The organism is Micromonospora tulbaghiae (assembly GCF_900091605.1).
GTDB lineage: Bacteria > Actinomycetota > Actinomycetes > Mycobacteriales > Micromonosporaceae > Micromonospora > Micromonospora tulbaghiae.
Genome location: NZ_FMCQ01000003.1, coordinates 638,521 through 652,770 on the forward strand (window position 1 = coordinate 638,521; position 14,250 = coordinate 652,770).

A 14,250-nucleotide genomic window follows, 5' to 3' on the forward strand; every position below is an offset into this window, starting at 1 on the left:
GCCCTGAACCTCCCGTGTTGATCCTCGTCGGTCTCCTTCTCATCACCGTCCTCACCGCCGCCACCGGTTACTTCGTGGCCCAGGAGTTCGGTTACGTCGCCGTGGACCGGGGCAAGCTCAAGCAGCTCGCCGACGGTGGCGACCGTGCCGCGGCCCGGGCTCTGGAGGTGACCGGGCGGCTCTCGTTCATGCTGTCCGGCGCGCAGCTCGGCATCACCGTGACCGCCCTGCTCGTCGGTTACGTCGCCGAGCCGTTCCTGGGCGCCGGGCTGGCCGACCTGCTCGGCCTCACCGGGATCTCCAGCACGGTGGCGTTGCCGCTGTCGGTGGCGCTCGCCCTGATCATCGCCACAGTGGTGCAGATGGTCCTGGGTGAGCTGGCCCCGAAGAACCTGGCCATCGCGCGAGCCGAACCGCTGGCCCGGGCGCTGTCCCGGTCCACCCTGATCTACCTGAAGATCGCCGGTCCGCTGATCACGCTCTTCGACCGGGCCGCCGTACGGCTGCTCCGCCGCATCGGCATCGAGCCGATCGAGGAGCTGCCCAGCGGCGCCACCCCGCAGGACCTGGAACAGATCATCGCCGAGTCCCGGGAGGAGGGGCACCTCGACGCCGAGATGTCCGACCTGCTGGACCGGGGCCTCGACTTCCGCGGACTGACCGCCGGCGAGGCGATGGTGCCCCGGGTCGACGTGCACACCGTCCGGGCCGACGAGCCGGTCAGCCGGATCGTCGAGCTGCTGGACACCGGCCACTCCCGGTTCCCGGTGAGCGGCGCCGAGGGCGTCGACGACCTGATCGGCGTGGTCGGCATCGCCGACGTGCTCGGGGTGCCCCCGGCGCAGCGCGCGACCACCCGGGTCGACGCGGTGGCCGTACCCCCGTTGCTGGTGCCCGAGACGCTGCCGCTGCCGACGGTGCTGGACCGCCTGCGGTCCGGGCACCGGCAGCTCGCCTGCGTGGTCGACGAGTACGGCGGCTTCGCCGGTGTGATCACGCTGGAGGACCTGGCCGAGGAGCTGGTCGGGCCGATCCGCGACGAGGACGACCCGCCGGACCGCGCCGCGGCGCGGCAGGAGGACGGCTCCTGGGTGGTCCCGGCGCGCTGGCGCATCGACGAGGTCGCCGACAGCACCGGCATCGAGCTGCCCGAGGCGCCCGAGTACGACACGCTCTCCGGTCTGGTCATGCGGGAGTTGGGCCGGGTGCCCGAGGTCGGTGACCTGCTGGAGATCCCCGTCGCCACGGACGGCGACGGGCCGGCGTCCGGCCCGCGGGTGCTGGTCGAGGTGCTTGCGGTGGACCGGCACGTGGCCGACTCGGTGCGGCTGCGGCCTACCGCCGACGTGTCCGGGGAGGGCGCCGCATGAGCCCCGGGTTCGCGTTGCTCTTCTCCGTGGTGCTGCTGGCGCTCAACGGGTTCTTCGTGGCCGCCGAGTTCGCGCTCGTGGCGGCCAAGCGGTACCGGCTGGAACAGTCGGCCGCGAGTGGCGGCCGGGCGGCCCGCGCGGCGCTCGACGGCGTCCGCGAGCTGAGCCTCATGCTGGCCGGCGCGCAGCTCGGCATCACGCTGTGCACGCTGGGTCTGGGCGCGCTGGCCGAGCCGGCCATCGAGCACCTGCTCAGCCCGCTGCTGCACGCGGTCGGCCTGCCCGCCGCGGCCAGTCACGTGGTCGCGCTGGTGTTCGCGCTGTCCCTGGTGACGTTCCTGCACCTGGTGGTGGGCGAGATGGCCCCGAAGTCCTGGGCGATCACCGACGCGGAGCGTTCGGCGATCCTGCTGGCGCTGCCGTTCCGGGCCTTCGCCCGGATCGTCCGGCCGGTGCTGTCCGTGCTCAACGGGCTCGCGAACGCGATGCTGCGCCTGTTCGGGGTGCAGCAGCAGGACCAGCTGGCCCAGGTGCACGGCCCGGACGAGCTGCGCATCCTGCTGGAGCAGTCCCGGGAACACGGGCTGCTCGGCGCCGAGCAGCACCAGTTGCTCAGCAGCATGCTGGAGCTCCAGGGCACCACCGTCGCCCAGGTGATGGAGCCGTTCGACCGGATCGTCACGGTGGGCCGGGGCGAGACCGCCGAGCGGATCGAGCACGTCTCCCGCGACAGCGGCCGATCCCGGCTGGCGGTGGTCGACACCGGCGGCGAGGTGTGCGGCCTGGTGCACGTACGTGAGGCGGTGCGCGCCGTCACCACCGGCCGCCCGGCGACCGCTGAGGAGCTGATGACCAACGCCTTCACATTGCCGGCCGAGGCGTCGGTGACCGAGGCGGTGGCCGCCATGCGGGCGCAGCAGGCGCAGCTCGCGCTGGTGAGCAACGGCGGCGGGCCGACCCGGCCGATCGGGTTCGTCGCGCTGGAGGACCTCCTGGAGGAGGTCATCGGCGAGTTCGACGACGAGACCGACCCGGTGCCGCGAGGCCGCCGGATGCGCTGACCGTCATGATCCATGCCGGCCCGGCGAGGTGGGACACCACCTCGCCGGGCCGGCGTCCGTTCCGGCCGGGCGGGCATGGCCGGGCGGGCAGCGGGAAAGCCCCGGCATGCGGTTGACCGGCGTGTCGCGGGACTCGGCCTGGACCGGGCTCTCGGTGAGCACCACGGTGCCCAACCCGAGCACCCGTCCGGGCCTGCGCCTGCCGGGCCGGGTGACGCTGAGCGCCGGCGGCTCGGACGTGCCGGTCCGGCACATCCGGCTGGGGCTGGTGACCCAGGTCGAACCGGAGGACCCGGAGGCACCGCGCCGCCTGGTGCAGTTCCGGACGTGGACGATCGCGGGACGGTTCGTGGTGCCGGCCGGGCGCCGGCGCGCAGTGGACTTCGCCGTGCCGCTGCCGTGGGAGTCGCCGGTGACCACGTACGGCGGGGTGCCGTTGCTGAGCCTGCGTACCGGGCTGCGCACCGAGGTGTCGGTGGACCCGGAGGTGGACCAGGGCGCGATGGTGCCGGTGCTGATCCATCCGCTGCCCACCCAGGAGCACGTGCTCGCCGCGCTGGACACGCTCGGCTTCGCGATCCGGCAGGCGGGGCTGCGCGAGGGACGGCTGCCGGGGGTGGAGCAGACGTTGCCGTTCCAGCAGTGGTACGGGTTCTGGGCCGCGCCGCTCTACGCCGGCCCGATGACCGAACTCGAAGTGATCATGCTGACCGACTCGGCCGGCATGGAGGTGCTGCTCTGGGTGGACCGGCGGCTCTCCCTGGCCGGGATCACCCATCAGAGCATCAGCCGGTTCCGGGTCTGGCACGCCGGGGCCGACCAGCGGGACTGGGTGGCCACAGTGGACGGCTGGCTGCGGCACACCATCGACAGGCACGCGGCCGCCGCCGCGCACGCCGACTGGTCGGCCACGATCCGCGAGTCGGCGCACGTCAGCCGCCGCCCCGACCGGCCCGTCGCGCCCGGCTACGGGCTCGGTGGGACGGCCGGCGGCGCGGGCATCGGCGGTGGGGGCGGAGGCGGCGACGGCACCTGACCGGCGCCGCCCGTCAGCCGGCGGCGAGCTTGAGGCTGAAGCCGAGGAACAGCACCGCGACCGCTGTGGTGCCGCTCGCGGCGAGCCGGCGGCGCTGCCGGAACTGGGCCGCCAGGTACGTGCCGGTGAAGATCAGCACGGTCAGGTAGATCGCGCTGGCGACCTGTGCGATCAGCCCGAGCAGCAGGAACGACAGCGCCGGCCACGCGTACCCGGGGTCGACGAACTGGATGAAGAACGAGACGAAGAACAGGATCGCCTTCGGGTTGAGCAGGCTGATCACCAGCGCCCGGCGGAACGGCTCCCGCTGCCCCGCCGGCTCGACCTCGTCGATCAGGCGTGGCGTGGCCGGGTCGTTGCGGTCGCGCCAGCGCCGCCACGCGCCGCGCAGCATGGCCAGCCCCAGATACCCGAGGTACGCCGCGCCGGCGTACTTGATCACCAGGTAGAGCGGCGGGTACGCCTGGAGCAGCGAGGCCACCCCGGCGGCGGACAGGACCATCAGCACCGCGTCGCCGACGAACACCCCGGCCGCGGCCCGGTAGCCGGTGGCCACGCCCCGGCGGGCGGCGGTGGCGAGCACGAAGAGCGAGTTCGGGCCGGGCAGCAGCACGATCGCCACGGTGCCCAGCACGTACGTCCAGATGTCGGTGATCCCCAGCACGCCGGACATCATGACGCCGCGGCCGCCGTCGGGCGAAGCCTTTCCCGCAGGCTGACCTGTGCCTTCGGCCACTCCTGCGCCAGCATGGAGTACTGCACGGTGTCCCGCCAGGAGCCGTCGGCGCGCTGCTTGTGCTGCCGCAGCACGCCCTCCCGGCTCGCGCCGAGCCGTTCGATCGCCCGCTGCGAGCGTTCGTTGCGGATGTCGGTGTGCCAGACCACGCGGACCGCGTCCAGGCCGTCGAAGGCCCGGCCCAGCAGCAGCAGCTTCGCCTCGGTGTTGACGCCGGTACGCCACCATGGGCGGCCCAGCCAGGTGTAGCCGATCGCCAGCGACCGGCGGACCGGGTCGATCTCGTAGTAGGAGGTCGTGCCGATCACCGCGCCGGTGACCGCGCAGCGCTGCGCCCAGCACACCTGCTCGCCGCGCTCCTGCGCCTCCAGGTAGCCGCTGATCACCCGGCGCATCTCGGCGGCGTCGGCGGGCTGCGTGCCGCCCAGGTGCCGCCACACCTCCTCGTCGGCGGTGGCGGCGTACAGCTCGTCGGCGTGGGCGAGGTCGAGCGGCTCCAGCACGACGTGCTCGCCGCGCAGCACCGCCGGCTCGTGCCACGGCGAGCGGGCCGCCCGCAGGTACGCGGGCACCGGCGCGGCCACCCCGGGCGCCGGTTCGGGGCGGCCCGGGGTGAGCCGCAGCGGCACCACACCGGCCCAGTACGGCAGCGCCTCGTCGGCCGGCTCGTCGTTCACCCCGCCGGTGCGCATTCGTACCGACACCTCGCGCAGCGGCAGCGCCAGCACGGCCGTCTCGGCCAGTTCGCGCCGGTTCGGCGGCCGGCTGTCGGCGGACCGGCCGGCAGCCACCTTCTCCACCAGCGCGGTCATCGCCGCGGCCTTCTCGCCGGGGTCGTCGACCAGCCGGGCGGTGCCGTGCGCCACCACCGAGCGGTAGTTGGCGCTGTGGTGGAACTGGGAGCGGGCGTAGATCAGCCCGTCGAGGTGGGTCACGGCGACGCAGACCGGCAGCCCGGCCTCGCCCCGGGCGGCGAGCAGCGGCCGGCTGCCGGTGGACCCGTGCAGGTAGAGCGTGTCGCCGAGGCGGACGTGCAGCGTCGGCAGGACGCGCGGCTCGCCGTCGACGGTGAACGCCAGCGCGCAGTGGTACGCCTCGTCGAGCAGCGCGTGGGCGGTGGCCCGGTCGTAGTGCATCCGGTCGCGGGCGCGGCTGGCGGTGGTGCGTTCGGTCGGGGGGTACACGTGACATCCCACCTTCGTGCTAGTACAATCTCCGAACTGTGGCAGCACATTATCAGATCGTCGGTTCCACCTCGGCCGCGATTTCGGCAAGCGTCGAATCCGGCATCCGCACCGGTGACCTCGCCCCGGGCGACGCCCTGCCCGCCGTCCGCGCGCTCGCCGCCGACCTCGGCGTCAGCCCGGCCACCGTCGCGAAGGCGTACCAGGAACTGCGGCAACGCGGCCTGGTCGCGACCGCCGGCCGGCACGGCACCCGGGTCCGCCCCCGCCCGCCGGTCGCCGCCCGCCGCTCCGTGCTGCTGCCCCCGCCACTGACCGGCGGCCGCGACCTCTCCGCCGGTCAGCCCGACCCCCGGCTGCTGCCCCCGCTCGGGCCGCACCTGGCCGCGCTCGCCGCCGAGATCGGACCCCCCGGCGGGTACGCGACCGACGCCGTGCTGCCCGACCTGGCCGCCCTGGCCCGGGACCGGCTCGCCGTGGACGGGGTGCCGGCCGCCGAGCTCACGGTCACCGGCGGCGCGCTCGACGGCATCGAACGGCTGCTCGCCGCCCACCTGCGCCCCGGTGACGCGGTGGCGGTGGAGGACCCGGGCTGGGCCAACCTGCTCGACCTGATCGCCGCGCTCGGGATGCGTACCGTCGGGGTGCCGGTGGACGACGAGGGCCCCACCGCCGGCGGCGTCCGGGCGGCACTCGCCGCCGGGGTCCGGGCGCTCGTGGTGACCAGCCGGGCGCAGAACCCGACCGGCGCGGCCGTCTCCGCCGAGCGGGCGGCGGCGCTGCGGACGCTGCTCGACGGCCGCGCCGACCTGCTGCTCATCGAGGACGACCACGCCGCCGAGCTGGCCCGCGTACCCCTGCACCCGCTCGCCGGGGCGACAGCCGCGTGGGCCTTCGTCCGCTCGGTGAGCAAGCCCTACGGGCCCGACCTGCGGCTCGCGGTGCTGGCCGGCGACGAGGCCACAGTGGCCCGGGTGGCCGGGCGGGCGCGGGTCGGTGCCGGCTGGGTCTCCACGGTGCTGCAACGCCTGGTCGTGTCGCTCTGGCGCGACCCGGCCACCGCCGAGCTGGTGCGGCACGCGGCGGACAGCTACGACCGGCGGCGCGACGGGCTGGTGGGCGGGCTCGCCGCGCGCGGGGTGGCCGCGCACGGGCGTACCGGGATCAACGTCTGGGTGCCGGTGCCCGACGAGACGGTGGCGGTCACGACGCTGCGCGACGCCGGCTGGTCGGTGGCCCCCGGCGGGCTCTACCGGATCGCCGGGGCCCCCGCCGTGCGCGTCTCGGTCAGCGCGCTCGACGAGGCGGACCTGCCCGCGCTCGTCGACGTGACCGCCCGCGCCGCCCGGCCCACCCCGACCTTCACCGCCTGATCGCGGCAAGCGCTCGCGTGGGCGGCGGCGGACGGGGTAGAACGGTCGGCATGGCCGAGACCGAGAGCGCCCCCGGAGCGCAGGAGTTCATCCCGCCGTCGGCGGACACCATCGACGAGCTGCGCGCCGCCGCGGGCGGCTGCCGGGGCTGCGAGCTGTACCGGGACGCCACCCAGACCGTCTTCGGCCGCGGCGGCGAACACGCGCGCGTGGTCTTCGTCGGCGAGCAGCCGGGCGACATCGAGGACCAGAAGGGCCTGCCGTTCGTCGGCCCGGCCGGACGGCTGCTGCGCAAGGCCGTCGACGACGCGGCGCTCGACCCCGCCCAGATCTACCTGACGAACGCCGTGAAGCACTTCCGGTTCGAGCTGCGCGGCAAGCGGCGCATCCACCAGACCCCGGACCGGGTGCACGTCACCGCCTGCCGGCCCTGGCTGGTCGCCGAGTTCGCCCGGCTGCGCCCGGAGATCGTGGTGGTGCTCGGCGCCACCGCCGCCAAGGCGCTGCTCGGCCCGAGCTTCCGGGTGACGAAGCAGCGCGGCGAGCTGCTGCCCTGGCCGGCCGCCGCCCAGCACCCGGAGGACTTCGAGCGGGTGCCGGTGGACCGGACAGGCGCTGTCGCCGACGCCCCGGCGGCCCGGCTGCTCGCCACCATCCACCCGTCCGCGGTGCTGCGCGCCGACAACCAGGACGTGGCCTACGAGGGGCTGGTCGCCGACCTGAAGGTGGCCGCCAAGGCGCTGCGCTGAGTCAGGAGCGCTGCTGCCAGGTGCAGAGACAGACCCGGTTGCCGTCCGGGTCGGCGAGCACCCAGAAGCTCGGCGCCTCCGCGTCGCTGACCAGCGTGCCGCCCGCCGCCAGCGCCGCCGCGATCCGTGCGTCCACCTCGGCCGGGTCGACCCACACGTCCGGATGCCACCGCTGTCGCGGCTCGTCCCGGCCGGAACGCTGGAACCACACCGTCGGCAGCACGCCGTCCGGGTCGCGTACCTCGTCGGCGTCCGGGGCCGGGCCGGGCGGCGCGCCCCACGCCAGGACCGCGCGCCAGAACGGCAGCACCGCCGCGTGCTCCGGGGTGTCCAGCGCGAGTTCCAGGCGGGCCAGCCCGGCCGCCGACAGCGACAGGCCGGCGTCGGCGGCCAGCGCCGAGATCGTCCGGGCCAGCCGCAGGTCACGCTGGGTCACTCCGCCTGCGTCGTGCGACCAGAGCCGCACGTCCACATGGGTGTAGCGCAGGTCCAGGTCCGGATGATGATCGACCCGCTCGGCCTCCGCGCCCACCGCGGCCACCAGCCCCAGTCCGGCTGCGAAATCGGGGGTACGGATGCGCGTCTGCAACGCCCCCAGCAGGTACGTCCACCCGTCCAGCCCGGCCTCGGCGACCTGTTTCCCCGTGAGTGTGCTCATCCGGCCATCCTGACGTGCTTCCCTTCCGCCCGCCACCGTCCACAGGGGGAACACGGATCGACACGCAGGGATACGATCCGGGCATGGCCGAGCCCCGACCTCGTGTGTCGCTGTTCCGGTACGGCGCACCCGGCCCGTACGTGGTCTCCGTGCTGATCGCCGGCCTCCTGTGGCTGCCCATCCGGCTCTGGGAGCGGGACGGGTCCGTTCCGGCCGCGGTGGTCGAGGCCGGCCTGAACGCGGTGATCTGGGGGTTCGCGTTCTACTTCACGCTGAGCCGGTTCGGGAAGCCGCGCCCCGCCGAGGCGGACCGGGCCGCCGACTGGGCGGTCACCGAGGCCGCGCTGCGCCGGGGCGAGCCACCCGCCGACGAGGCGGAGCGCGCGGCGGTGGCGGACAACCTCCCCGCGATACGCCGGGGAGCGCTGTTCGGGGCGGCCGGTGGCGTGGTGCTGCTCGGCCCGCTGATCGTGCTCGCGATCCGCGGCGGGTGGGAACTCGCCGCCGTCGGGTTCGGGATCGTCCTGGTCGCGGTGCTGGCCGAAGCCGTGCGTACCGGCCGCCGTGAACGCCGGCTGCGAGCGGCGCTCACCCCTGTCCAGGGCGGGTGAGCGGTGCCAGACTGGCCGCCATGGAGCAGCATCTCTACGAGCCCGTCCACGACGAGTTCCGTGACCTGTGCCGCCGGTTCCTGACCCGGGAGGCGGTGCCGCACCACGAGCGCTGGGAGGCCGACGGGATCGTCGACCGGGAGGTATGGCGGACCGCCGGCGCCGCCGGGCTGCTCGGCCCGGACGTCGATCCCGAGTACGGCGGCGGCGGGCAGCGCGACTTCCGGTTCAACGCGGTGCTCGACGAGGAGATCGTCGCGTCCGGGTGCACCGGTCTGGGGTTCGGGCTGCACAACGACGTGGTGGCGCCGTACCTGACCGAGCTGACCACCGACGACCAGCGCAAGCGGTGGCTGCCGGGCTTCTGCTCCGGCGACCTGGTCACCGCGATCGCGATGAGCGAGCCGGGCGCGGGCAGCGACCTGGCGGGCATCCGCACCACGGCGGTCCGCGACGGCGACAGCCTGGTCCTCAACGGGCAGAAGACGTTCATCACCAACGGTGAGATGGCCGACCTCGTGGTCGTGGTGGTCAAGACCGCGCCGGACCAGGGCGCGCACGGGGTGAGCCTGGTCGTGGTGGAGGACGGCACGCCGGGCTTCAGCCGGGGCCGCCGGCTGGCGAAGGTCGGGTTGAAGGCCAACGACACCGCCGAGCTGTTCTTCGACGACTGCCGGGTGCCGGCGGAGAACCTGATCGGCGCCGAGAACCAGGGCTTCTACCACCTGATGGCCAACCTGCCCCGGGAACGGCTGAGCATCGCCGTCGCAGCGGTGGCGGCCTGCGAGAAGCTGCTCGCGCTCACCGTCGAGTACGCCCGCTCCCGCGAGGCGTTCGGGCGGCCGATCGGCCGGTTCCAGCACAACCGGTTCCTGCTGGCCGAGCTGGACACCGAGATCACCATCGCGCGGACGTTCGTCAACCACTGCGTCACCGAGTTCAACGCGGGCCGCCTGTCGATGACCGACGCGGCGAAGGCCAAGTGGTGGACCACCGAGTTGCAGACCAAGGTGGCCGACCGGTGCGTGCAGCTGCACGGCGGCTACGGCTTCATGGCGGAGTACCCGGTGGCGAAGGCGTGGCTGGACAGCCGGGTGCAGACCATCTACGGCGGCACCACCGAGATCATGAAGGAGATCATCGGCCGGGGCCTCGGCCTGTAGCGAAACCGGGTTGCCGGTCGAACGGACCGGCGGGAGAGGATGGGGCATCCGTCCTCACCAGGAGCGCGCATGTCCACCGACCTGACCGCGCCGGCCCCGCCCCGGCCCGACGTCGCCGGCATCCAGCGGCGTACCGTCCGGCTGCTGTTCCTCACCCAGATCATCGGCGGCATCGGCGTCACCATCGGCATCTCGGTCGGCGCGCTGCTCGCCGCCCGGGTCGCCGGCACCGCCCTGGCCGGGCTGGCGCAGAGCGCCGGTGTCGTCGGCGCCGCGCTGCTCGCCATCCCCGTCACCCGGCTCATGACCGCGCGTGGCCGCCGCCCGGGGCTGGTCCTCGCGTACCTGGTCGGCGCGGTCGGCGGCGTGCTGGTGGTGGTCGCCACCGTCACGCGCCTGGTGCCGTTGCTCTTCGTCGGCATGCTGCTGTTCGGCGGCGGCACCGCGGCCAACCTCCAGGCCCGCTACACGGCGGTGGACCTGGCCGAGCCGCAGCGCCGGGGACGGCAGCTCTCGCTCGTCGTGTGGGCCACCACCATCGGCGCGGTGGCCGCGCCGAACTTCGCCGCGCTCGCCGACGACACCACCCGGGGCTGGGGCCTGCCGGCGCTGGCCGGCCCGTTCGCCTTCAGCGCCGTCGCGTTCATGCTCACCGCCGTCGTACTCCTGGTCCTGCTCCGGCCGGACCCGCTGCTCACCGCGCGCCGGCTGACGGCGGCCGAGCCGGCACCCGGCGCCGCGCCGGCGGTCGCCCGCCGCGGTGGCATGGTCGCCGCGTGGCGCACGGTACGCGGGCGGCCGGCCGCCCGCCTCGGCATCGCCGCGGTGGCGGTGGGGCACCTGGTGATGGTCGCTGTCATGTCGATGACGCCGGTGCACCTCGGCGAGTGGCACTCCGACGAGGACGTGCTGCCCGTGGTCGGCCTGGTGCTCAGCCTGCACATCGCCGGCATGTACGCGCTGTCGCCGGTGGTGGGGTGGCTCACCGACCGGATCGGCCGGCGGCCGGTGATCCTCGGCGGGGTGGCGCTGCTGCTGGCCGCGTGCGCGGTGTCCGGCACCGCCGGGCACCACACGCCGCTGCTGTCGGTGGGGTTGACGCTGCTCGGGCTGGGCTGGTCGGGCACCATGGTGGCGGGCTCGACGCTGCTGTCGGAGTCGGTGCCCACCGCCGACCGGCCGGGCGTGCAGGGCCTGTCCGACCTGCTCATGGGGCTGGCCGGGGCGGGCGCGGCGGCGGCGAGCGGGTTCGTCATGCGGGCCGTGGGGTACCCGACGCTCACCCTGCTGTCGGCGATCGCGGTGGTGCCGCTTGTGGCGCTGGCGCTGCGCCGTACCGGCACTGCACCACTCGACGAGGAGGACTGAACACGTGCGGCTGACCGACTTCTGGACGCGGCTGGAGGAGGCGTTCGGCCCGGGGTACGCGGCCAGCATCGCCAGGGACCAGGTGCTGTCCCAGCTCGGCGGGCGGACCATCGAGCAGGCCCTCGCCGCCGGTGAGCAAACGCACGTGGTGTGGCGTGCCGTGGTCGCCGCCTATCCGGACCGGGTGCCCGCCCGACTACGCTGAGCAGCCTTTTCGTCGATCCCGCGTGTCGCTTGCCCAGTCGTACACCTGTTCGGCTATTGTCCACAGCGGGGTGCTCGTCCACAGCTCACGGCCCGTCGGCTGGTTTTCTGTCGGACCCAGCGCCTAGCGTGTCCCGCGTGACGCGAAGCTCAGGAAAGACGCCGGCGAAGGCAGGGGTGGCAACGATGGCAGCAGGGCCTGACCGGGAGAAGGCGCTCGACCTTGCTCTCGCTCAGATCGACAAGCAGTTCGGCAAGGGTTCGGTGATGCGCCTGGGGGAGCGGCCCGTCGTGCAGACGGCTGTCATCCCGACCGGCTCCATCGCGCTCGACGTGGCGCTCGGCGTGGGCGGTCTGCCCCGCGGCCGGGTGGTCGAGATCTACGGTCCGGAGTCCAGCGGTAAGACCACCGTCGCCCTGCACGCGGTGGCGAACGCCCAGCGCGCCGGCGGCATCGCCGCGTTCATCGACGCCGAGCACGCGCTCGACCCGGAGTACGCACGGGCCCTCGGCGTCGACACCGACGCCCTGCTGGTCTCCCAGCCGGACACCGGCGAGCAGGCGCTGGAGATCGCGGACATGCTGGTCCGCTCCGGCGCGATCGACATCATCGTGATCGACTCGGTGGCGGCCCTGGTGCCGCGCGCCGAGATCGAGGGCGAGATGGGCGACAGCCACGTCGGCCTCCAGGCCCGGCTGATGAGCCAGGCGCTGCGGAAGATCACTGGTGTGCTCAACAACACCGGCACCACCGCGATCTTCATCAACCAGCTCCGCGAGAAGATCGGCGTGATGTTCGGCAGCCCGGAGACCACCACCGGTGGTCGCGCGCTGAAGTTCTACGCCTCGGTCCGGCTCGACGTGCGCCGCATCGAGAGCCTCAAGGACGGCACCGACGTGGTCGGTAACCGCACCCGGGTCAAGGTCGTGAAGAACAAGGTCGCCGCTCCGTTCAAGCAGGCCGAGTTCGACATCATGTACGGCAAGGGCATCTCCCGCGAGGGCTCGCTGATCGACGTCGGCGTGGAGCAGGCGATCATCCGCAAGTCCGGCGCCTGGTACACCTACGACGGTGACCAGCTCGGCCAGGGCAAGGAGAAGGCCCGCGAGTTCCTCCGCGAGAACCCGGACGTGGCGGCCGAGATCGAGAAGAAGATCCTGGAGAAGCTCGGCGTCGGCACCGGCGGTGCCGGTGACGCCACCGGTGGCCCGGAACTGCCGCCGGTCGACTTCTGATCCGCTGATCCGTGGCAGGACGACGCGCCCGTACGGGCCGGGGCTGGGATGCCGGCCCACCCCGTGCGGGCGACGCCACAGGTACGCCCCGGCCTCGCCGGGGACGCCGTGACCGCGCGGCGGAGCCCGATGCAGGGGAGGCTCCGGCTCCGCCGCGCGACGAGGCCGAGGTGGCCCGGGAGATCTGCCTGCGGCAGCTCGCGGCGCGCCCGCGTACCCGGGCCGAGCTGGCCGGCGCGCTGGCGCGGCGCGGCATCTCCGAGGAGGTCGCCGAGCAGGTCCTCGACCGCTACGACGAGGTCGGCATCGTCGACGACGCCGCCTTCGCCCGCGCCTGGGTGAGCAGCCGGCACAACAGTCGCGGGCTGGCTCGCCGTGCGCTCGCCAACGAGCTGCGCCAGCGCGGCGTCGACGGCGAGGTGGCAGGCGCGGCCCTGGACGGGCTGGACGAGGAGACCGAGGCGCAGACCGCCCGCGCCCTGGTGGAGCGCAAGCTGCGCAGCACCCGGGGTGAGCCCGACGCGGTGTTCCGGCGGCTGGTCGGCATGCTGGCGCGCAAGGGCTACCCGGCCGGGGTGGCGATCCGAGCGGTGAAGGACGCGCTGGCCGCGCAGAGCGCCGAGGCGGCCGAGTTCGCCGAGCACATCGACGCCGACGCGATGGCCGACGCCGAGAACGACCTCGACTCCCGCCGGCTCGACTGACCGCCGGCCGCCCTCGTCGCGGCCGCCGACCCAGGGGAGGCACACACCGGTGCTGAAGGCGTGTCTCAACGGCACAAGACGGCGGGACGAGCACCCCGCCGTTCCGCTCACCCCGGCCGAACTGGCCGCCGACGCGGTGCGCTGCGCGACCGCCGGGGTGGCGGCAGTGCACGTGCACCCGCGCGACGACAGCGGCGCCGAGTCGCTCGACCCGGCGGTGATCGCCGCGGCGGTCACCGCCATCCGGGCCGCCCGTCCCGGCCTGCCGGTCGGCGTGAGCACCGGCGCCTGGATCGTCCCCGACCCGGCCGAGCGGGTCGCCGCCGTCCGCGCCTGGACGGTGCTGCCCGACTTCGCCTCGGTCAACGCCCACGAGCCCGGAGCGGCCGAGGTCGCCGCAGCCCTGCACGAGCGCGGCGTGATGGTCGAGGCCGGTCTGTGGACCCTGGCGGCGGTCGACGCCTGGCGCCGCTGGTCCACGCCCACCGGTCGGATCCTCGTCGAGTGCATGGCCGAGCAGGTCGAGACGGCGCTCGCCGACGCTGCCGCGATCCTCGGCGCGCTGGCCGGCGAGCGCCCGCCGGTGCTGCTGCACGGGGAAGGGCCGGCCACCTGGCCGGTGTATGCCGAGGCGGTCCGGCGGGGTCTGCACACCCGGATCGGCCTGGAGGACACGCTGCTGCTGCCCGACGGCGCCCAGGCCCCCGACAACGCCACCCTGGTAACCACAGCCCGAGCCACCGCCGCTCACTGACCCGCCCCGCCCCGCCCGGCCCGGCCCGGCCCGGCCCGGCCCG

14 protein-coding genes and 1 pseudogene are annotated in these 14,250 nt (G+C 74.3%); 12 read left to right on the forward strand and 3 right to left on the reverse strand.

Annotated elements, in window-relative coordinates:
* Positions 1–14: 14 nt before the first annotated feature.
* The 3 genes from GA0070562_RS11915 (at position 15) to GA0070562_RS11925 (ending at position 3,467) form a co-directional block, all read left to right on the forward strand.
* Complete coding sequence (locus GA0070562_RS11915; RefSeq protein ID WP_091419825.1) at positions 15–1,370, forward strand: hemolysin family protein; 1,356 nt, start codon at positions 15–17, stop codon at positions 1,368–1,370.
* On the forward strand, positions 1,367–2,431 hold the full coding sequence (locus tag GA0070562_RS11920; RefSeq protein ID WP_091419827.1) for a hemolysin family protein: 1,065 nt from the start codon (positions 1,367–1,369) through the stop codon (positions 2,429–2,431). The genes GA0070562_RS11915 and GA0070562_RS11920 overlap by 4 nt, the downstream gene beginning before the upstream one ends.
* A 106-nt stretch (positions 2,432–2,537) precedes the next feature.
* Entirely contained in the window at positions 2,538–3,467 is a 930-nt protein-coding gene (locus GA0070562_RS11925; RefSeq protein ID WP_091419829.1) for a sporulation protein, read from the forward strand.
* Between the two features lie 13 nt (positions 3,468–3,480).
* Here the strand turns inward: GA0070562_RS11925 and leuE are convergent, their stop codons facing one another.
* Complete coding sequence (leuE, locus tag GA0070562_RS11930; RefSeq protein ID WP_091419832.1) at positions 3,481–4,143, reverse strand: leucine efflux protein LeuE; 663 nt, start codon at positions 4,141–4,143, stop codon at positions 3,481–3,483.
* Entirely contained in the window at positions 4,140–5,387 is a 1,248-nt protein-coding gene (locus tag GA0070562_RS11935) for a bifunctional pyridoxamine 5'-phosphate oxidase family protein/GNAT family N-acetyltransferase (RefSeq protein ID WP_091419834.1), read from the reverse strand. The genes leuE and GA0070562_RS11935 overlap by 4 nt, the downstream gene beginning before the upstream one ends.
* A gap of 38 nt (positions 5,388–5,425) precedes the next feature.
* Between GA0070562_RS11935 and GA0070562_RS11940 the strand changes: the two genes are divergently transcribed.
* Both GA0070562_RS11940 and GA0070562_RS11945 read left to right on the forward strand, forming a co-directional pair.
* Positions 5,426–6,760, forward strand: a complete 1,335-nt coding sequence (locus GA0070562_RS11940) for an aminotransferase class I/II-fold pyridoxal phosphate-dependent enzyme (RefSeq protein ID WP_091419837.1) — start codon at positions 5,426–5,428, stop codon at positions 6,758–6,760.
* Positions 6,761–6,810: 50 nt separating this feature from the next.
* Positions 6,811–7,509, forward strand: a complete 699-nt coding sequence (locus tag GA0070562_RS11945; RefSeq protein ID WP_091419840.1) for a UdgX family uracil-DNA binding protein — start codon at positions 6,811–6,813, stop codon at positions 7,507–7,509.
* A gap of 1 nt (position 7,510) precedes the next feature.
* Here the strand turns inward: GA0070562_RS11945 and GA0070562_RS11950 are convergent, their stop codons facing one another.
* A complete protein-coding gene (locus tag GA0070562_RS11950) occupies positions 7,511–8,167 on the reverse strand; it encodes a 4a-hydroxytetrahydrobiopterin dehydratase (protein WP_091419842.1) in 657 nt (218 codons plus the stop codon).
* Between the two features lie 83 nt (positions 8,168–8,250).
* Between GA0070562_RS11950 and GA0070562_RS11955 the strand changes: the two genes are divergently transcribed.
* The 7 genes and pseudogenes from GA0070562_RS11955 to GA0070562_RS11985 all read left to right on the forward strand — a co-directional run bounded on the left by GA0070562_RS11955 (position 8,251) and on the right by GA0070562_RS11985 (position 14,207).
* Entirely contained in the window at positions 8,251–8,778 is a 528-nt protein-coding gene (locus GA0070562_RS11955; protein ID WP_139135451.1) for a hypothetical protein, read from the forward strand.
* Positions 8,779–8,798: 20 nt separating this feature from the next.
* On the forward strand, positions 8,799–9,941 hold the full coding sequence (locus GA0070562_RS11960) for an acyl-CoA dehydrogenase family protein (RefSeq protein WP_091419848.1): 1,143 nt from the start codon (positions 8,799–8,801) through the stop codon (positions 9,939–9,941).
* A 69-nt stretch (positions 9,942–10,010) separates the two neighbouring features.
* Positions 10,011–11,323, forward strand: a pseudogene (locus GA0070562_RS11965) (MFS transporter).
* Complete coding sequence (locus GA0070562_RS11970) at positions 11,314–11,514, forward strand: DUF3046 domain-containing protein (protein WP_030504158.1); 201 nt, start codon at positions 11,314–11,316, stop codon at positions 11,512–11,514. The pseudogene GA0070562_RS11965 and the gene GA0070562_RS11970 overlap by 10 nt, the downstream one beginning before the upstream one ends.
* 185 nt (positions 11,515–11,699) lie before the next feature.
* Complete coding sequence (gene recA / locus GA0070562_RS11975; protein WP_073830227.1) at positions 11,700–12,749, forward strand: recombinase RecA; 1,050 nt, start codon at positions 11,700–11,702, stop codon at positions 12,747–12,749.
* 11 nt (positions 12,750–12,760) lie between these two features.
* A complete protein-coding gene (locus tag GA0070562_RS11980; protein WP_091419853.1) occupies positions 12,761–13,453 on the forward strand; it encodes a regulatory protein RecX in 693 nt (230 codons plus the stop codon).
* Between the two features lie 49 nt (positions 13,454–13,502).
* On the forward strand, positions 13,503–14,207 hold the full coding sequence (locus GA0070562_RS11985; protein WP_091419855.1) for a 3-keto-5-aminohexanoate cleavage protein: 705 nt from the start codon (positions 13,503–13,505) through the stop codon (positions 14,205–14,207).
* The last annotated feature ends 43 nt before the right edge of the window (positions 14,208–14,250 follow it).